Genomic DNA, 17747 nt, shown 5'->3' on the forward strand with positions numbered 1-17747 from the left:
TCACCCCGGCCGGCGGCCTGCCGCCCACCGAGCACAACCACCCGGATGCTCCCGCCGACGCCCTGAAGACCGTGGTGGTGAAGAGCTGGAAGGCCCCGGTGGCCTTCGGTGTCTTCGCCCTCGGCGCCATCATCCTGTTCATCGTGTTCGGGCGCGACGGGTCGTCGACCTTCCGGCTCTCCACCGACTCCGACGTCATCCAGCTGCCCGAGGTGGTGCTGCCCACGAGGGTCACCGGCATCGTGGTGAGCATCGTGCTCGTGCTGCTCGCGGCCTATTCGGCGTGGCTCGTCTCGTCCGGGCGCCGGGTACGGCTGTGGCTGATGTCGGTGTTCGCCGTGCTCTTCCTCGTGGCGTTCCTCACCTGGGCGTCGGCCGGGCAGACCATCCCCGTGCCCGGCCTCCTCATCGGAACCGTGTCGCTCAGCGTGCCGCTCATCTTCGGCGCGCTCGGCGGCGTCATCTCCGAACGCGTGGGTGTGGTCAACGTCGCGATCGAGGGTCAGCTGCTGGCCGGGGCCTTCGCCTCGGCCGTGATCGCCTCGATCACCGGCAACCCCTTCGTGGGTCTCATCGGCGCCGTGGTCGCGGGCACCCTGGTGTCGTTCGTGCTCGCCGCCTTCTCCATCAAGTACCTGGTCGACCAGGTGATCGTCGGTGTGGTGCTCAACGTGCTCGTCACCGGACTCACCTCGTTCCTCTACTCGAAGGTGCTGACGGCCGACCCGGAGGTGCTCAACTCGCCGCCGCGGTTCGACCGCATCCCGATCCCGCTGCTGTCCGAGATCCCGATCATCGGGCCGACGCTGTTCCGCCAGACGATCGTGGTCTACCTCATGTACATCGCGGTGGCGCTGGTGTTCTGGGGCCTGTTCAAGACCAAGTGGGGTCTGCGCGTTCGGGCCGTGGGCGAGCATCCGCAGGCCGCCGATACCGTCGGCATCAAGGTGAACGCCACTCGGTTCTGGAACGTGTCGCTGGCTGGCGCGATCGCGGGCCTCGGCGGGGCGTACTTCACGCTCGGCTCGGTGGGCGCCTTCAACAAGGAGATGACCGCCGGAGCCGGGTACATCGCCTTGGCGGCCGTCATCTTCGGGCGGTGGGACCCCATCCGGGCCACCCTCGCGGCGCTGCTGTTCGGCTTCGCGTCGAACCTGCAGAACGTGCTCGGCATCATCGGCTCGCCGGTGCCGTCGGAGTTCATGCTCATGCTGCCGTACGTGGTGACCATCTTCGCCGTCGCGGGACTGGTGGGCCGGGTGAGAGGGCCCGCCGCCTCCGGCAAACCGTACGTCGGGTCTTAGGAGCAGCACGATGACCGCAGAAGAGATCGACTGGGATTCGCTGCGCGCCACGGCGCTCGAGGCGATGGAGAAGGCCTACGTGCCCTACTCGAAGTTCCCCGTGGGGGTGGCGGCGATCGTCGACGACGGCCGCGTCATCTCGGGGTGCAACGTCGAGAACGCCTCCTACGGGCTGACGCTCTGCGCCGAGTGCACGCTGGTGTCGGGGCTCATGATGTCGGGCGGCGGCAAGCTGGTGGCGTTCACCTGCGTCGACGGGCACGGCAACGCGCTCATGCCCTGCGGGCGGTGCCGGCAGCTGCTGTTCGAGCACTCCGCCGAGGGCATGCTGCTCGAGACGGTGTCGGGCATCAAGACCATCGACGAGGTCATCCCGGATGCGTTCGGGCCGCGCACTCTCGTCGAGTACCGCGAATCCACCATCGCCGAGCAGTAGAGGAACCACCCGCATGGCCACCGAGGCGTTCGACGTCGTCGACCTCATCCGCACCAAGCGCGACCACGGCGCTCTCTCCACCCCCGAGATCGACTGGCTGATCGACGCCTACACCCGCGGCTACGTGGCCGACGAGCAGATGGCGGCCCTCGCCATGGCGATCGTGCTGAACGGCATGTCGCGCCAGGAGATACGCGACCTCACGCTGGCGATGATCGCCTCGGGGGAGCGGATGGACTTCTCGCAGCTGTCGAAGACCACGGTCGACAAGCACTCCACGGGCGGGGTGGGCGACAAGATCACGCTGCCGCTCATGCCGCTGGTCGCGTCGTTCGGGGTGGCGGTGCCGCAGCTCTCGGGGCGCGGGCTCGGGCACACCGGGGGCACGCTCGACAAGCTGGAGTCGATTCCGGGGTGGCGGGCGTCGCTGTCGAACGCCGAGATCCTGGAGCAGCTCGAATCGGTGGGCGGCGTCATCTGTGCTGCGGGGTCGGGGCTCGCGCCCGCCGACAAGAAGCTCTACGCGCTGCGCGACATCACGGGCACCGTCGAGGCCATCCCGCTCATCGCCTCGTCGATCATGTCCAAGAAGATCGCCGAGGGCACCGCGTCGCTGGTGCTCGACGTGAAGTTCGGCTCGGGCGCGTTCATGCAGGACATCGCGCGCTCGCGCGAGCTTGCGCAGACCATGGTCGACCTCGGCAACGACGCTGGGGTGCGCACCACGGCGCTGCTGACCAACATGGAGGTGCCGCTCGGGCTCACCATCGGCAACGCCAACGAGGTGCGCGAGTCGCTCGAAGTGCTCGCGGGCGGTGGGCCGGCCGACGTGGTGGAGCTCACCCTGGCACTGGCCTCGGAGATGCTGGCGCTCGCGGGGCAGCCCGATGCCGACGTGGCGGCCGCGCTCGCCGACGGCCGGGCGATGGACACGTGGAACCGGGTCATCCGGGCGCAGGGCGGCGACCCGACCGCGGCGCTGCCGGTGGCGAAGGAGACCGAGACCGTGGTGGCACCCGCCTCGGGCGTGCTGCTGCGGCAGGACGCGCTGGCGTTCGGCATCGCCGCGTGGCGGCTCGGGGCCGGGCGCGCGAGGGCGTCGGACCCCGTGGTGCACGCGGCGGGTATCGAGCTGCACGCGAAGCCGGGCGACACCGTCGTGGCGGGTCAGCCGCTGTTTACCCTCGCGGCCGACGACGCGTCGCGCTTCGCGCGGGCGCTCGCGGCGCTCGACGGCGCCTGGGCGGTGGGCCCGGCGTCGGAGCTGCCGGAGTCGCTGCCGCTGGTGGTCGAGCGCATCTCCTGACGGCACCTCACACGGCGCTACCGCGGATGCTCAGGCAGCGTCGGCGCGGGTGAGGAAGTCGCGCACGAGCCCCGGCACGGCGGGCTGCCGCGGCGTGTCGGCGTGGGTAGCGCCGTCGAGCACCACGAGTTCCGACCGCGGCTCGGGCAGCAGCGCGTGCACGTGCTCGGCAGCCACCAGGCGTGAACGGTCGCGTGTACCGGCCACCAGCAGCACGGGCATCGCGAAGCGCTCGATCTCGGCGTCGGTCACCCGCGGGGCGGCTTCGGCGGCCCGCATGTAGGCGGCCAGTGCCACGGGGTCGTTGGCGAGGAACGCCGCCCGCGTCGCGGCGTCGACCTCCGCCCCCGAGGCCAGCCGCCACTCCTCGAGAAACCCGCTCATCCCGCCCTTCTCGAGGGCCTCGATCGACCCCTCGAAGAACACGCGGTCGAACACCCCCACGCCGGTGGCGGGTGCCCCGGCGAGGCTCGTGAGACTCGCCAGCCGCTCCGGATGCGAGGCCGCCAGCGAGAACCCGAGCCTCCCGCCGAGGGAGTACCCCGCGAAATGCGCCCGCTCGACACCCGCGGCGTCGAGCACCGCGACCATGTCTCCGACGAAGCGGTCCATCGCGTAGGCGTCGGCCTCGTGCGGCTTGCCGCTCGACCCGTGGCCGCGCAGGTCGACCACGATCACCGGCCGGTCGGGCGCGAGCGCGCGCAGGTACCCGAAGCCCCGCCAGATCGCCTTCGAGAGGGCGGTGCCGTGCGCGAGCACGACAGGGGTTCCGGATGCGCCCGGCTCCGCGGTGACCCGGTAGGCGATCCGGGTGCCGTCGACGGGGTTGAGCGCGGAGTCCATCCTCCTACGCTACGCGCCCGCCGACGGCGCCCGGCCCGGGGCGCTGCCGGCTACAGCCCCTGCGCCAGCCGGTAGTACGCCTGGTTCCAGCGCACCTCGTTCTGGAAGCCCTTGAGCGTCGTGCCCTCGTCGATGGTGAGCAGCTCGGTCTTCGCGATCGCCGCGAAGTCCTCGAACACCTCGATGCCCACGGCGGTCGACATCACCGTGTGGTGCGCGGCACCCGCGGTGAGCCAGGCCGCCGCCGACACGGCGAACGAGGGAGCCGGCCGCCACACGGCACGGCCCACGGGCAGGTGCGGCAGCGGAGCGCGCGGCTCCACGACCTCGACCACGTTGGCCACGAGCCGGAACCGCTCGCGCATGTCGCTCATCGCCACCACGACGGCGGGGCCGGGGTCGGCGGTGAACACCAGACGCACCGGGTCGTCCTTGCCGCCGATGCCGAGCGGGTGGATCTCGAGGCTGGCCTTGGCCGAGCTGAGCGAGGGGCTCACCTCGAGCATGTGGGCGCCGAGGATGGTCTCCGCCCCGTCGACGAGGTCGTAGGTGTAGTCCTCCATGAGGCTCGCACCGCCGGGGAGGCCGGCACCCATCACGTTCGCCGCGCGCACGAGCACGGCCGTCTTCCAGTCGCCCTCGGCGCCGAATCCGTAGCCCTCGGCCATGAGGCGCTGCACCGCGAGACCCGGCAGCTGCTTGAGCGAGCCGAGGTCTTCGAAGCTCGTGGTGAACGCGCCGAAGCCGCCCTCCTCGAGGAAGGAGCGCAGCCCCAGCTCGATCGCGGCTCCGTCGCGCAGCGACTGGTGCCGCTCGCCGCCCTTGCGGAGCTCCGGCACCACGTCGTAGAGCTCCTCGTACTCGGCGACCAGCGCATCCACCGCCGCGGTGTCGCCCTCGAAGCCGGCCACCGCATCCGCCAGCTCGTTCACGCCCCAGGTGTTCACCTGCACGCCGAAGCGGATCTCGGCCTCGGTCTTGTCGCCCTCGGTCACCGCCACGTAGCGCATGTTGTCGCCGAAGCGCGCGAGCTTGAGGGTCTTCACGGCCTGCCAGCCGGCGGCGGCGCGCGACCAATCGGCGATCTGCTTCTGCACCAGCGGGTTGGTGGCGTGGCCCACCACGGTCTTGCGGGCGACGCCGAGCCGGGTCTGGATGTAGCCGAACTCGCGGTCGCCGTGCGCGGCCTGGTTGAGGTTCATGAAGTCGAAGTCGATCTCGGCGTAGGGCAGCTCGACGTTGGCCTGCGTGTGCAGGTGCAGCAGCGGCTTCTGCAGAGCCTCGAGGCCGGCGATCCACATCTTCGCGGGGCTGAAGGTGTGCATCCAGGCGATCACGCCGATCACCGCGTCGTCGGCGTTCACGTCGAGCGCCGCGCGGCGGATCGACTCCGAGTCCTTCAGCACGGGCTTCCAGACGATCTTGACGGGGATGCCCGCCGCGGCCTCGAGGGTCGCTGCGATCTCCTGCGACTGGGCCGCCACCTGGCGGAGGGTCTCCTCGCCGTAGAGGTTCTGGCTGCCGGTGAAGAACCAGATCTCGTAGGGGTCGAGGGAGGTGCTGAGGGTGCTCATGCGAGGGATCCTGTCGGGTCTTGTCCGTAGACGTTCTGGTAGCGGTCGAAGAGGGCATCGATCGCCTCCTGGGCGATCGGCTGGGGGGTGCCGAGCTGGCGCGAGAACAGCACGCTGCGGGCCACGTCCTCCACCATCACGGCGGCCTTGACGGCGTCGCGCGCGTCTTTGCCGATGGTGAAGGGGCCGTGGTTCTTCATGAGCACCGCGCGCGAGCGGTGGCCGCGCAGGGTCTCCACGATGCCGCGGCCGATCGAGTCGTCGCCGATGATGGCGAACGGGCCGATCGGCACCTCGCCGCCGAACTCGTCGGCCATCGCGGTGGTGACGCACGGGATGGGCTCGCCGAACGCCGCCCACGCCACGGCGTAGGGGGAGTGGGTGTGCACCACGCCGCCGACGTCGGGCATGTTGCGGTACACGTAGGCGTGCGCTGCGGTGTCGCTCGACGGCGAGCGGTCGGAGCCGGGCGTACCCGGCACGACACGGCCGTCGAGGGTGCACAGGATCATGTTCTCGGGTGCCAGCTCGTGGTAGCGCACGCCCGAGGGCTTGATGACGAAGAGGTCGGAACCGGGCACGCGGCCCGACACGTTGCCGCCCGTCCAGATGACGAGGTCGTAGCGGGTGAGCTCGGAGTGCAGGTCGGAGACCTGGGTGCGCACCAGGTCGATGGCGGCCTGCAGCTCAGGGCTCGGGTCGAAGGGGGCAGCGGATGCAGAGCCCGCTTCGTCGGGGGAGGGTGGCTTCATCGGGGTGTCGAGATCGTCGAAGGGGGGCACCGGGTGTCCTTCCTGGGGTGCGGGCCGGTGAGCGGGATGCTCGTGCGGCTGCGGGGCGGGTGGTGGCGGTGGGGTGAGCTGGTTCTGCGGGCCCGGTCAGAGCGATTCGGCGGCGGTGCGCTCGACGGCGAGGCCGGCGCGGTAGCGGTCGAGGTAGGAGGAGAAGCCCGCGACGTCGGCCGGCTCGGGGTCGACGGTGCTGAACTCGGCGCCGGCGAACACGACGTCGCCGAGGTAGGCGTCCAGATCGGGGGCGTTCTCGTCGGCTCGGCGCGCATCCTGAACCGACGCCGTGAAGGCGGCGAGCACGGCGATGCCCCAGGCCCCGCCCTCGGAGGCGGTGGCCGCGACCGACACGGGCGCGTCGAGCGCACCGGCGAGGAAGCGCTGGGCCACGCCCGCCGTGCGGAACATGCCTCCGTGGGCATACATGCGGTCGAGCTCGACGCCCTCGCCGTCGAGAACCTTCATACCCAGGGCGAGGGTGCCGAACACGCCGTAGAGCTGGGCGCGCATGAAGTTGGCGAGGGTGAGGCGGCTGTCGGGCGTGCGCACCACCAGCGGGCGGCCCTCGTCGAGACCGGCGATGGGCTCGCCGGCCAGGTGGTTGTAGGCCAGCAGGCCACCCGCATCCGGTTCGCCGTCGAGCGCCTCGCGGAACAGCACGTCGAACACGCCGTCGGAGTCGGTGCCCGAGCCGGAGGCGGCCGCGAAGCGGGTGAAGAGGCCGGCCCAGGCGGCGAGTTCACTGGCGCCATTGTTGCAGTGCACCATGGCCACGGCGTCGCCGGCCGGGGTGGTGACGAGGTCGAGTTCGTGGTGCTGGTGGGCGAGGGGGCGCTCGAGCACGACCATGGCGAAGATGCTGGTGCCGGCGCTCACGTTGCCGGTGCGGGGGGCGACCGAGCGGGTGGCGACCATGCCGGTGCCGGCGTCGCCCTCGGGCGGGCAGAGCGGCACGCCTGGCTTGAGCACCCCGGTCGGGTCGAGGAGGAGAGTGCCGGCCTCGGTGAGGGAGCCGGCGTCGGCTCCGGCCACGAGCACCTCGGGGAGCAGGGCGGTCACACTCCGGCCCGCGAGGGGCGCGGCGGCGAGCTCGTCGTAGCGCGCGATGAGGGTGGAGTCGTAGTCGCGGGTGGCGGAGTCGATGGGGAACATGCCCGAGGCATCGCCCACGCCGAGCACGCGGCGGCCGGTGAGCCTCCAGTGCACGTAGCCGGCGAGAGTGGTGACGAAGTCGATGCGGGGAACGTGCGGCTCGTCGTCGAGCACGGCCTGCTGCAGGTGGGCGATCGACCAGCGGAGGGGGATGTTGACGCCGAACAGTTCGCTCAGCTGCGCCGCCGCGGGGCCCGTGTTGGTGTTGCGCCAGGTGCGGAAGGGCACGAGCAGCTCGCCGTCGGCGTCGAAGGCGAGGTAGCCGTGCATCATGGCCGAGACGCCGATCGCCGTGAAGGTGACGGGCGCCGTGCCGTGACGCGCGACGCTGTCGGCGACGAGGGCGGCGTAGGCGGCCTGGAGGCCCGACCAGACGTCGCCGAGGGAGTAGGTCCAGAGGCGGTCGACGAACTCGTTCTCCCACTCGTGGCCGCCGACGGCGAGCACGGTCGACGGGTCGTCGGCGTCGACGAGGCAGGCCTTGATGCGGGTGGAGCCGAACTCGATGCCGAGCGTGGTGCGGCCCGAGCGGATGGCGTCGGCGGGGGCGAGTGACATGGCGGCGGTGCTCCTAGCTCGTCGATCCGGGCGCGGAGTCCGTTCTGCGGCGCCCAGGCGTGATTGTGATCGATCACAATCACCTGCCCAGTGTAGGCCATCCGCCCGCTGGCGTCATCCCGGAGTTCTCTGTGATCGAGAAGTCACCTAGTGCCCCGCGTGCCCGAGGTGAGGGCACTTCGCGACTTCTCGAAGGGCCGGGATGCGCGCCGGGGTCAGTGCTCGACAGCCGGGCGGGGCGCGGTGGAGCCGCGCACCAAGAGGGGAGGAGGGGCGGGCGGCGCGGCGGGCGGAGCGGAGCCCTCCGGTTCGCCGAGGAGGCGGGCGACGGCGAGGCGGCCGACCTCGTCGAAGCGCTGACGCACCGTCGTGAGCGGCGGTCGGTAGTGCGCCGATTCGGGGGCGTCGTCGAACCCGACGACGCTGAGGTCGCGCGGCACGTCGAGTCCGGCGTCGAATGCGGCGTGCAGCATCCCGAGCGCCATCTGGTCGTTGGCCGAGAACACCGCCGTCACCCCGCGGTCGAGCAGTTCCGGGGCGGCGGCGTACCCCGCTGCCGCGCTCCAGTCCCCGTGGGCCACCGCGTCCGCATCCAGGCCCCTCGCCGCCATCTCGGCACGGAAGCCCTCGAGCCGCGACCGCGCGTCGATCCAGTCGCCGGGGCCGGCGAGATGCCCGATGCGCCGGTGCCCGAGTTCGGCGAGGTGAGCCACGGCGGCGCGCGCGCCCGCGACCTGCTCGGCAGCGAGGTCCTGCTCGCCGTGGCGCACGAGCGTCTGCGTGGTGACGTGCGGGATGCCGACCGCCGCCGCCTCCAGCGCCTCGAGCACGCCGGCCTGCGGCGCGACGACCACGATCCCCTCGGCGGCCACGTTGCGGAGCACCTCGATCGCCTCCGCCACCGACTCCTTCGAGTGCCCGTCGGCGTTCGCGATGGTGACGCTGTACCCCTTCGCCCGCGACGCCGCCTCCACCGCGGCGATCGTCGAGGCCGGACCGTACTCGCCGTTCGCGGTCGACAGGATGCCGATGATGCGCGACCGGCTCGACGACAGCGTCCGCGCCGCGAAGTTCGGCCGGTAGGCGAGCCGCTCCATCGCGTCGAGCACCTTCTGCCGGGTCTCGGTCCGCACGTTCGGATGATCGTTGAGCACCCGCGACACCGTCTGGTGCGAGACTCCCGCCGCCTTCGCGACGTCGAACACGCTGGCGGCGCGCCCGGGCTGCGCCGCGCGCCCCTCGCCCGCCATCGTCGTCATCCCTCGATTATGGCCGCCCCCGCGCATCCGGATACCGAGTCACCCTCCGCAGGGCGGGCGCGGATGAACGGGGTCCGGATGCGCCGCGCCGGCCGGCTTGAGCGGATGGCGGTTCAGGCGCGGCGCGCATCGGCCTCGTCGAGCTCGAACTCCTCGGCCAGCCGCTCCCGTGGCGCGACCGCCGCGAACGACCCCGTCGCGGTCGACGCCGCAGCCATCCGGTCCCGCTCCCCGAACACGAGCCGCACGCGCAGCCGCCCGCGACGCGAGCCGGCGCCGCTTCGCCACGCCACGGCACCTCCGCCGCCCCCAGGAGCTCGGATACGCCCTCGAGTGGCGAACCCGCCGGCCACGTCGGCGCCGCCGACACCCGCTTCATTGCCGACGGCACCCACGGCGCCCGCCGCCTCGGTCCCACCGCCCGCGCCCGCCGTACCGCCCGCGCCCGCCGCACCCGCTGCCCGAACCGCGCCCACGTCCCCGCTGCCCGCGCCCGTGCCGCCCACCGCCCGATCCCCGTCAGCGCCCGTCGGCACCCGCACGAGCCGCAGCCGCGCATCCCGGTACACCACCAGCCACGCCACCCCGATGGCGAACGCCACCGCCCCCGCCGCGGCGGCCACGCCGAGCCCCCACCGGGGCCCGAACGTGTCGGCCACCCACCCCACGAGCGGTGCCCCGATCGGCGTTCCACCCATGAAGATCGCCATGTAGAGCGCCATCACGCGCCCGCGCATGGCCGCATCCGTCGTGGTCTGCACCGTGCCGTTCGCCGTGGTCATCAGCACCTGCCCGGCGAACCCCACCACCACGAGCGCCACCGCGAACACTGCATACCCCGGAGACACCGCGGCACCGAGCGCCCCGATGCCGAAGACGGCGCAGGCGAGCACCACGAGCCGCAGCCGCGGCTTGTCGCGGCTGGCCGACAGCAACGCTCCCGCCACCGACCCGACCGCCATCACCGAGGTGAGCAACCCGAACCCGGCGGAGTCGAGGCCGAACTCGATCGTCGCCATCGTCGACGTGAAGATGGGGTAGTTGAATCCGAAGGTGCCGATCACGAACACGATCGTGAACACCACGAGCAGATCGGGCCGCCCGCGCACGTAGCGGAACCCCTCGAGCAGCTGCCCCCGACCACGAGGTGCCCGGGTGACCGGCACCAGCCGCGCGGGCCGGATGAACGCGAGCGACACCAGCACCGCCGCGAACGACACCGCGTTGAGCAGGAACACCCAACCCGCCCCCACGACCACCACGAGCAGCCCCGCCACCGCGGGCCCGATGGTGCGCGCCGCGTTGAACGACGCCGAGTTGAGCGCCACCGCGTTGCCGAGGTCGCGGCCCGGCACGAGCTCCGACACGAAGGTCTGCCGCACGGGCGCGTCGATCGCCGAGGCGATGCCGAGCAGCAGCGCGAAGAGGTAGACCGTCCACAGCTGCGCCACGCCGAGCAGCAGCACCACGCCGAGTCCCGCGCCGAGCAGCCCCATCGACAGCTGCGTCGCCATCAGGGTCTTGCGCCGGTCGAGCCGGTCGGCGATCCACCCCGACACCGGCACGAGCAGCAGCTGCGGTCCGAGCTGCAGCGCCGTCGTGATGCCCACCGCGAGCGCGTCGTGGTCGCTCAGCTCGGTGAGCACGATCCAGTCCTGCGCCGTGCGCTGCATCCAGGTGCCCACGTTCGACACCAGCGCTCCGGCGAACCAGATGCGGTAGTCGATGCTCGCGAGCGAGCGGAAGACCGCGCTCACGCCTCCATCATCGCCCGGATGATCGTGGCGGCGCGGGCGAGCACCTCGCGGTCGGCGTCGTCCAGGCCTGTGAGTCGGGTGCCCAGCCAGGCCTCCCGCCGGCGCCGGGTCTCGAGCACGACGGTGCGCCCCGCATCCGCGAGCGTCACCACCACCATCCGCCCGTCGTCGGGGCTGGGGCTGCGCCCGAGGTAGCCGAGCGCTTCGAGGGCGTTGAGCGTGCGGTTCATGGCGGGCGGGCTCACGTGCTCGAACGAGCTCAGGATGGCCGGGCTCGTCGGGCCGTTGCGATCCAGGTAGGCCAGCACGCTGAGCTGGCCGTCGCTCAGTTCGTCGTCGGCCTTCTCCTGGCGGAGGCGCCGGGCGAGCCTCAGGGTGGCGACGCGCAGCTCGGTCTCGAGGTCGGTGCCGTCACCCGCATCCGTCGTTCCGCCCGCATCTCGTTCATCACCCATGGTCGTTAACCTACGCTCATTAGCCTGGTTAACGAAACCCTCCCGCGCCCGCGTTCGCTGAGAGCGCTCGGGCCCCGCGCATCCGGTGCGGTTAAACTGATCGCACGATGGCTACATTTGGAAACCTCTCCGACAGGCTCGCCGAGACCTTCAAGAACCTCCGCACGAAGGGCAAGCTCAGCCCCGCCGACGTCGACGGCACCGTGCGCGAGATCCGGCGTGCCCTGCTCGACGCCGACGTGGCGCTCGAGGTGGTCAAGGAGTTCACCGGCAAGGTGCGCGAGCGCGCCCTCGGCGACGAGGTGAACCGGGCGCTCAACCCGGCGCAGCAGGTGGTGCAGATCGTCAACGAGGAGCTCGTGGCGATCCTCGGCGGGCAGCAGCGCCGGCTCGAGTTCGCCAAGAAGCCGCCGACCGTCATCATGCTCGCCGGCCTCCAGGGTGCCGGTAAGACCACCCTCGCGGGCAAGCTCGCGAAGTGGCTCGCGAAAGAGAACCACACCCCGCTGCTGGTCGCCGCCGACCTCCAGCGCCCCAACGCCGTCAACCAGCTGCAGGTGGTGGGCGGCCAGGCCGGAGTCGCGGTCTACGCGCCCGAGCCCGGCAACGGCGTGGGCAACCCGGTGAAGGTGGCGAAGGACTCCCTCAAGTTCGCCGTCGACAAGCAGTACGACACGGTGGTCATCGACACCGCCGGCCGCTTGGGCGTCGACGCCGAGATGATGAAGCAGGCCGCCGACATCCGCAAGGCGACGAATCCCGACGAGGTGCTCTTCGTCATCGACGCCATGATCGGTCAAGACGCCGTCGCCACGGCCCGCGCGTTCCAGGAGGGCGTCGACTTCACCGGTGTGGTGCTCACCAAGCTCGACGGCGACGCGCGAGGCGGTGCCGCGCTCTCGGTGGCCTCGGTCACGGGCCGCCCCATCATCTTCGCCTCCACAGGTGAGACCCTCGACGACTTCGAGCCGTTCCACCCCGACCGCATGGCGTCGCGCATCCTCGACCTCGGCGACATCCTCTCCCTCATCGAGCAGGCGCAGTCCGCCTTCGACGAGGAGGAGGCGCGCAAGGTCGCCGAGAAATTCGCGACCGACTCGTTCACGCTCGACGACTTCCTCAAGCAGATGCAGCAGCTGCGCAACGTGGGCTCGATCAAGAAGATGATGAGCATGCTGCCGGGTGCCGGAGGCCTCAAGCAGCAGCTCGACAACTTCGACGAGAAGGAGATCGTGCGCACCGAGGCCATCATCCAGTCGATGACCCCCGCCGAGCGCAAGAACTCGAAACTGCTCAACGGCTCGCGGCGCCTGCGCATCGCGCGCGGTTCGGGCATGACCGTCACCGACGTCAACCAGCTCGTGCAGCGCTTCGAGCAGGCCTCGAAGATGATGAAGACCGTGGCCAAGGGCGGGGTGCCGAACGTTCCCGGCATGGGCCCGATCCCCGGTGCGGGGTACGGCGGCGGCCGCGGCAAGCAGCAGGCGAAGAAGAAGGGCGGCTCTCGCTCGGGCAACCCCGCCAAGCGCGCGGCCGAGAACGCCGCCCGCGCGAGCGGGGTGAAGCCCGCCGTCACCGCCGGCTCGAGCGGGGGAGCGGGCTTCGGTCTCGGTGCGAAGGCCGCCGATGGCAGCGGCAACCCCACGCCCGAGGAGCTCGAGGCACTGCAGCGCTTCCTGCGCTGAGCGAGGCCTGCGCGGGGCCCGGGTGATGGGCTCCGCCGACCGAGGGCGAGCCGGATGCGCGTGGTTAGGGTAGCCTTGCCTGCGTGACTACGAGTACCACCGAGGCCCTCCCGTTCCGCCTGTTCGAGGTCGAGCTCGTGCGCCGCACCGTGCTCAGCCCGAACTTCGTGCGCTTCACCTTCTCGGGCGCCGACCTCGACCGCTTCGCCGACAACGGCTACGACCAGCGCATCAAGCTGCTCTTCCCGATCACCGGGTCAAGCGTCGCCTCCCTCGTGGAGTCGCAGGCCGACTGGTACACCGCCTGGCGCGAGCTGCCCGACGACGAGCGCCCGCCCATGCGCACCTACACGATCCGCGCGGTGCGCCCCGCCTCCCGCGAGATCGACGTCGACATCGTGCTCCACGGTCTCACCGGCGTCGCGACGGCCTGGGGTTCCACCGCTCCGCTCGGCTCCACCCTCGTCATCTGCGGCCCCAACGCCGACTTCGACGGGCCGCACGGCGGCATCGACTTCCACCTCCCGCCCACGGCGGCGCGTGTGCTCGTAGCGGGCGACGAGACGGCGCTGCCGGCCATCGCGAACATCATCGAGAAGTTGCCGGCGGATGCGCGGGGCTGCGTGCTGGTCGAGGTTCCGGATGCGGGCGACGCGGCCGCGCTGCCCGCGCATCCCGGTCTCGAGGTGATCGTGGTCGGGCGCGACCACGGGGCGCACGGTGAGGCGCTGCAGCCGCTGGTGCACGAGCACGCGGGGCGGCTGCTCGCCGAGCACGAGGCTGAGGCGTCGGTTGCGGCCGCCGCCGCTGCCGCCGCTGCCGCCGCCGACTCGGTCTCGGTCGACGAACTCGACGCCCTCGACGTCGACCACGACCTGCTGTGGGAGGTGCCCGAGGCGGACCAGGGCGCGACCGCGGCCGTACCCCTCTACGCCTGGCTCGCCGGTGAGGCAGGCACGATCAAGGCGCTGCGTCGGCACCTGGTGGCCGAGCGCGGCATCGACCGCAAGGCCGTCGCGTTCATGGGGTACTGGCGGCACGGCCGCGTCGAGCAGAACTAGGCGGCGAGCATCCGGAGGCCGCGTCCGCGGAGCCGCCCACCGCGCCGCGTCCGCGCATCCTCACCTCGCCGCGTTCGCGCATCCTCACCTCGCCGCGTCCGCGCATCCGCGGAGCCGTGCCTATGCTGGCACCATGACGACCCCTTCCCGCCCTGTGCGCGTCGGCGTGCAGATCGCCCCCCAGCACGCTTCCTACTCCACCATCCGCGACACCCTCGCCGAACTCGAAGACCTCGGCGTCGACGTCGCCTTCAACTGGGACCACTTCTACCCGCTCTCGGGTGAGCCCGACGGCCTGCACTTCGAGGGCTGGACCATGCTCGCCGCGTGGGCCGAGCAGACCACCACCATCCAGTTCGGCCCGCTCGTCACCTGCAACAGCTACCGCAACCCCGACCTGCTCGCCGACATGGCGCGCACCGTCGACCACATCTCGGCGAAGAACGGCGAGCCCGGGCGGCTCATCTTCGGCATCGGCTCCGGCTGGTTCGAGCGCGACTACGACGAGTACGGCTACGAGTTCGGCACCGCCGGGCAGCGGCTCGACGCCCTCTCGGAGGCGCTGCCCCGCATCGAGGCGCGCTGGGCGAAGCTCAACCCCGCGCCCACGCGCGACCTCCCCATCCTCATCGGCGGCGGTGGCGAGAAGAAGACGTTGCGCATCGTGGCCGAGCACGCCGACATCTGGCACTCGTTCTCCGACACGGCGACGCTCGAGCGCAAGCTCGGCATCCTCGGCGACTGGTGCGACACGGTCGGCCGCGACGTCTCCGAGATCGAGCTCTCCGTCGGCACGCGCGCCGGCGACGGCGCGCAGCTCGCCGAGCGCGAGCGCCAGCTCGAACTCGGCGTGACGCTCTTCACCCTCGGCATCTCGGCGCCCGACCTCGACATGCAGAGCGTGCGCGACCTCGTCGCCTGGCGCGACTCGGTGCGCTGACGGTCAGATGACGAAGTCCTCCTGAGCAGTGGTGGGGGCGTCCGCTCCCACCACTCCCGGGACATCGGCTCGGAGGCCGTGGCGCAGCTCCTTCGTGAGCGAGGCCACGACGGCGCGGAGGCTCCCGCCGTTCTGCTCGGCCACCCGGAGCTGCCGCTGGTAGCTGGCACCGTGCTCGAGGATGAGGTTCACCTGCTCGAGTTCGGCGGTGCAGCCGAGCCGAGCCGCGACCGGGGCGAGGCGTTCCAGCTCGCGGCGTACCGCATCCGTCACCAGTTCTTCGCGGCCCGAGCTGTCGAGGATGATCTCGGCCTCCATGCCGTACCGGGCGGCGCGCCACTTGTTCTCGCGCACGAACCAGGGCTGCATGGTGGGCGGCTCCTCGCCCGCGTCGAGGCGTTCGGACATGTCGTCGACCAGGCACTGGATGAACGCGGCGACCGCCCCGATCTCCTCGGCGGTGGAGAGGCCGTCGCAGGCGCGCATCTCGACCGTGCCCCATTGCGGGCTGGGACGCACATCCCACCGCACCTCGGTGTGGTCGCTGATGACACCGGTCTTCAGCAGGTCGGCGACGTATTCCTCGTAGTTCGCCCAGGCGCCGAACTGGTAGGGGAGCCCCGCGGTCGGCAGCTGCTGGAACATGAGGGCGCGGTTGCTGGCGTACCCGGTGTTCACGCCGCCCCAGAACGGGCTCGAGGCGCTGAGCGCCTGCAGGTGCGGGTAGTAGTCGAGCAGCGAGTTGACGATGGGGAGGGCCTTCTCGCGGTCGTCGATGCCGACGTGCACGTGGATGCCCCAGATCATCATGTTGCGGCCCCACCACTGGGTGCGGTCGATGAGCTTATGGTAGCGCTCCTTGTCGGTGACGGTCTGCTCGAACCACTGGCCGAAGGGATGCGAGCCGGCGCACATGAGCTCGACGTCGAGGGGGTCGGTGATGGCGCGCACCTCGGCGAGCTGGTGCTGCAGGTCGGCCACCGCATCTTTCACCCGGTGGTGCACGCCGGTGACGAGTTCGACCGTGTTGAGCAGCAGCTCACCCGTGATGCGGTCGTGCGGCGAGCCGTCGGGCTTGGCCAGAGCGGCCAGCACGTCGCCCGCCACCGACACCAGATCGCCCGAGCTGCGTTCCACCAGGGCGATCTCCCACTCGATGCCGAGGGTGGAGCGCTCCGACTCCGCGAACCTGATCTCCATCGAGTGCCCTTCGAGAATTACCGCTTCGGCCGCAACATCTGTCAGAATAGCCAGTCGAGTCCGTGCGTGCCCGACCCTCTAATCAGGCCGTCACGGAATCCCCCAGAGCTTGTGCCGAGTGTGCCCCCACGCTCACGGCCCCCAGTTCGCCCACCTTCACATCACACAGGAGAATTGTGGCTGTCAAAATCCGTCTGAAGCGCCTCGGCAAGATCCGTGCGCCCTACTACCGCATCGTCGTGGCCGACTCGCGCACCAAGCGCGACGGTCGTGTCATCGAGGAGATCGGCAAGTACCACCCCACCGAGGAGCCCTCGCTGATCGAGGTCGACTCCGAGCGTGCCCAGTACTGGCTCGGCGTCGGCGCGCAGCCGACCGAGCAGGTCGCCGCGCTGCTGAAGCTCACGGGTGACTGGGGCAAGTTCAAGGGCGACAAGGACGCCGTCTCGACCGTGCGCGTCAAGGCCGAGAAGGAGGCGTTCGTCGCCGACGAGAAGAAGAAGCCGGTGCTGAAGCCCAAGGCCGAGAAGCCTGCCGCTGCTCCCGCCGCTTCTGAGCCGGCCGAGTCGGCCGACGAGGCTGCTCCGGCCGCCGACGAGGCCTGATCTTGCTCGCTCCCGCTCTCGAGCACCTCGTCAAGGGGATCGTCGACAACCCCACCGAGGTGCGGGTCGTCACGAAGAGCTCGCCGCGCGGCGAGGTCCTCGAGGTGCGTGTGCACCCCGACGACCTCGGCCGCGTGATCGGGCGATCGGGCCGCACCGCCAAGGCGCTGCGCACCCTCGTCAGCGCGCTGGCCGACGGCCGTCGCGTGCGTGTAGACGTGGTGGACACCGATTACTGAGCAGAAGAAGACCCAGTTGAGGGTCGGGCGCCTCACCAAGGCGCACGGACTCAAGGGCGCCATCAAGCTGGAATTGTTCACCGACGACCCCGAGCGCCGGTTCGTGCCGGGGGCGGTGTTCACCCTGCAGGTGCCCACCACCTCGGCATGGCACGGCAAGACGCTCGAGCTCTCGGAGCTGCGGTGGTACAACGGGCACCCGGTCGGGTTCTTCGTGGGTGTGCCCGACCGTAACGCCGCGGAAGAACTCGTCAAGGCGATCCTGTGGATCGACCTCGACGAGTCCGATGACTCCTCGCAGGAGGAGGACGCCTGGTACGACCACCAGCTCGTCGGCCTCCGTGTGGAGCGCGACGGCGTGCAGGTGGGCACGGTCAAGCTCGTGGAGCACCTGCCGGCGCAAGACCTGCTCGTGGTGAAGACCGCCGACGGCGAGGTGATGGTGCCGTTCGTGAAGGCGATCGTGCCGTCGGTCGACGTGGCGGCCGGCGTCGTGACGGTGACGCCGCCCGCGGGGCTCTTCGAGGAGCTGCCCGACGACCCGGCCGAGCCCGAGCCGGCGGGCGACGATCCGGAAAACTGACC

Annotated in this window: 16 protein-coding genes and 1 pseudogene; 9 read left to right on the top strand and 8 right to left on the bottom strand. The window is 71.1% G+C overall.

The genetic code is table 11. The annotated features are described in order from the left end of the window. Positions 1–17: 17 nt before the first annotated feature. Genes N1031_RS08110 through N1031_RS08120 form a run of 3 tightly spaced genes read left to right on the top strand, consistent with a single transcriptional unit; the run spans position 18 to position 3046 of the window. Positions 18–1304, top strand: coding sequence for an ABC transporter permease (locus N1031_RS08110; RefSeq protein WP_375163629.1), 1287 nt, complete (start codon positions 18–20; stop codon positions 1302–1304). Positions 1305–1314: 10 nt separating this feature from the next. Further along, a complete protein-coding gene (locus N1031_RS08115) occupies positions 1315–1740 on the top strand; it encodes a cytidine deaminase (RefSeq protein ID WP_259479118.1) in 426 nt (141 codons plus the stop codon). A 13-nt stretch (positions 1741–1753) separates the two neighbouring features. Next, positions 1754–3046 (top strand): thymidine phosphorylase, encoded by a 1293-nt coding sequence (locus tag N1031_RS08120; RefSeq protein ID WP_259479119.1) that lies wholly within the window; start codon positions 1754–1756, stop codon positions 3044–3046. Positions 3047–3076: 30 nt separating this feature from the next. Here N1031_RS08120 and N1031_RS08125 read toward each other — a convergent pair whose 3' ends face one another. From N1031_RS08125 to N1031_RS08155, 7 genes and pseudogenes are all read right to left on the bottom strand, one after another. Continuing rightward, positions 3077–3889 (bottom strand): alpha/beta fold hydrolase, encoded by an 813-nt coding sequence (locus N1031_RS08125; protein ID WP_259479120.1) that lies wholly within the window; start codon positions 3887–3889, stop codon positions 3077–3079. 50 nt (positions 3890–3939) lie between these two features. Continuing rightward, positions 3940–5463, bottom strand: a complete 1524-nt coding sequence (araA, locus tag N1031_RS08130; RefSeq protein ID WP_259479121.1) for an L-arabinose isomerase — start codon at positions 5461–5463, stop codon at positions 3940–3942. Beyond that, the gene (locus tag N1031_RS08135) at positions 5460–6215 is read right to left on the bottom strand and encodes an L-ribulose-5-phosphate 4-epimerase (protein ID WP_259479299.1); all 756 of its coding nucleotides are present in this window, start codon (positions 6213–6215) and stop codon (positions 5460–5462) included. Before N1031_RS08135 ends, araA begins: the two co-directional genes overlap by 4 nt. 126 nt (positions 6216–6341) lie before the next feature. Beyond that, positions 6342–7961 (bottom strand): xylulokinase, encoded by a 1620-nt coding sequence (locus tag N1031_RS08140; RefSeq protein ID WP_259479122.1) that lies wholly within the window; start codon positions 7959–7961, stop codon positions 6342–6344. A gap of 215 nt (positions 7962–8176) precedes the next feature. Next, positions 8177–9220 carry a LacI family DNA-binding transcriptional regulator gene (locus N1031_RS08145; protein ID WP_259479123.1) on the bottom strand — a complete coding sequence of 348 codons (1044 nt, stop codon included), beginning with the start codon at positions 9218–9220 and terminating at the stop codon, positions 8177–8179. A 530-nt stretch (positions 9221–9750) separates the two neighbouring features. After that, positions 9751–10977: pseudogene (locus tag N1031_RS08150) on the bottom strand (MFS transporter); the annotation flags it as partial. Beyond that, positions 10974–11432, bottom strand: coding sequence for a MarR family winged helix-turn-helix transcriptional regulator (locus N1031_RS08155; protein WP_259479124.1), 459 nt, complete (start codon positions 11430–11432; stop codon positions 10974–10976). The pseudogene N1031_RS08150 and the gene N1031_RS08155, both read right to left, overlap by 4 nt. Before the next feature lie 107 nt (positions 11433–11539). Between N1031_RS08155 and ffh the strand changes: the two genes are divergently transcribed. From ffh to N1031_RS08170, 3 genes are all read left to right on the top strand, one after another. Then, entirely contained in the window at positions 11540–13117 is a 1578-nt protein-coding gene (gene ffh / locus N1031_RS08160) for a signal recognition particle protein (RefSeq protein WP_259479125.1), read from the top strand. An 83-nt stretch (positions 13118–13200) separates the two neighbouring features. Then, positions 13201–14178 (top strand): siderophore-interacting protein, encoded by a 978-nt coding sequence (locus tag N1031_RS08165; protein WP_259479126.1) that lies wholly within the window; start codon positions 13201–13203, stop codon positions 14176–14178. 133 nt (positions 14179–14311) lie between these two features. Then, positions 14312–15118 (top strand): LLM class F420-dependent oxidoreductase, encoded by an 807-nt coding sequence (locus N1031_RS08170; RefSeq protein ID WP_259479127.1) that lies wholly within the window; start codon positions 14312–14314, stop codon positions 15116–15118. A 3-nt stretch (positions 15119–15121) separates the two neighbouring features. Here the strand turns inward: N1031_RS08170 and N1031_RS08175 are convergent, their stop codons facing one another. Beyond that, positions 15122–16318: a glutamate--cysteine ligase gene (locus tag N1031_RS08175; RefSeq protein WP_259479128.1), complete on the bottom strand. Its 1197-nt coding sequence runs from the start codon at positions 16316–16318 to the stop codon at positions 15122–15124. 176 nt (positions 16319–16494) lie between these two features. On the opposite strand from N1031_RS08175, the gene rpsP reads away from it, so the two are divergent. From rpsP to rimM, 3 genes are read left to right on the top strand one after another with little or no spacing between them, the layout of a single operon-like run. Continuing rightward, positions 16495–16923, top strand: coding sequence for a 30S ribosomal protein S16 (gene rpsP / locus N1031_RS08180; protein WP_259479129.1), 429 nt, complete (start codon positions 16495–16497; stop codon positions 16921–16923). Between the two features lie 2 nt (positions 16924–16925). Continuing rightward, complete coding sequence (locus N1031_RS08185) at positions 16926–17162, top strand: RNA-binding protein (protein ID WP_259479130.1); 237 nt, start codon at positions 16926–16928, stop codon at positions 17160–17162. 16 nt (positions 17163–17178) lie between these two features. After that, positions 17179–17745, top strand: a complete 567-nt coding sequence (rimM, locus tag N1031_RS08190; protein WP_310795672.1) for a ribosome maturation factor RimM — start codon at positions 17179–17181, stop codon at positions 17743–17745. Positions 17746–17747 lie beyond the last annotated feature (2 nt).

It is taken from the genome of Herbiconiux moechotypicola, from assembly GCF_024979255.1.
Classification (GTDB): domain Bacteria; phylum Actinomycetota; class Actinomycetes; order Actinomycetales; family Microbacteriaceae; genus Herbiconiux; species Herbiconiux moechotypicola.

Coding starts and splice junctions, on each gene's coding strand:
- N1031_RS08115 (WP_259479118.1), top strand. CDS start 1,315: ATGACCGCAGAAGAGATCGACTGGGATTCGCTGCGCGCCACGGCGCTC.
- N1031_RS08120 (WP_259479119.1), top strand. CDS start 1,754: ATGGCCACCGAGGCGTTCGACGTCGTCGACCTCATCCGCACCAAGCGC.
- N1031_RS08125 (WP_259479120.1), bottom strand. CDS start 3,889: ATGGACTCCGCGCTCAACCCCGTCGACGGCACCCGGATCGCCTACCGG.
- araA (WP_259479121.1), bottom strand. CDS start 5,463: ATGAGCACCCTCAGCACCTCCCTCGACCCCTACGAGATCTGGTTCTTC.
- N1031_RS08135 (WP_259479299.1), bottom strand. CDS start 6,215: ATGAAGCCACCCTCCCCCGACGAAGCGGGCTCTGCATCCGCTGCCCCC.
- N1031_RS08140 (WP_259479122.1), bottom strand. CDS start 7,961: ATGTCACTCGCCCCCGCCGACGCCATCCGCTCGGGCCGCACCACGCTC.
- N1031_RS08145 (WP_259479123.1), bottom strand. CDS start 9,220: ATGACGACGATGGCGGGCGAGGGGCGCGCGGCGCAGCCCGGGCGCGCC.
- N1031_RS08155 (WP_259479124.1), bottom strand. CDS start 11,432: ATGGGTGATGAACGAGATGCGGGCGGAACGACGGATGCGGGTGACGGC.
- ffh (WP_259479125.1), top strand. CDS start 11,540: ATGGCTACATTTGGAAACCTCTCCGACAGGCTCGCCGAGACCTTCAAG.
- N1031_RS08170 (WP_259479127.1), top strand. CDS start 14,312: ATGACGACCCCTTCCCGCCCTGTGCGCGTCGGCGTGCAGATCGCCCCC.
- N1031_RS08175 (WP_259479128.1), bottom strand. CDS start 16,318: ATGGAGATCAGGTTCGCGGAGTCGGAGCGCTCCACCCTCGGCATCGAG.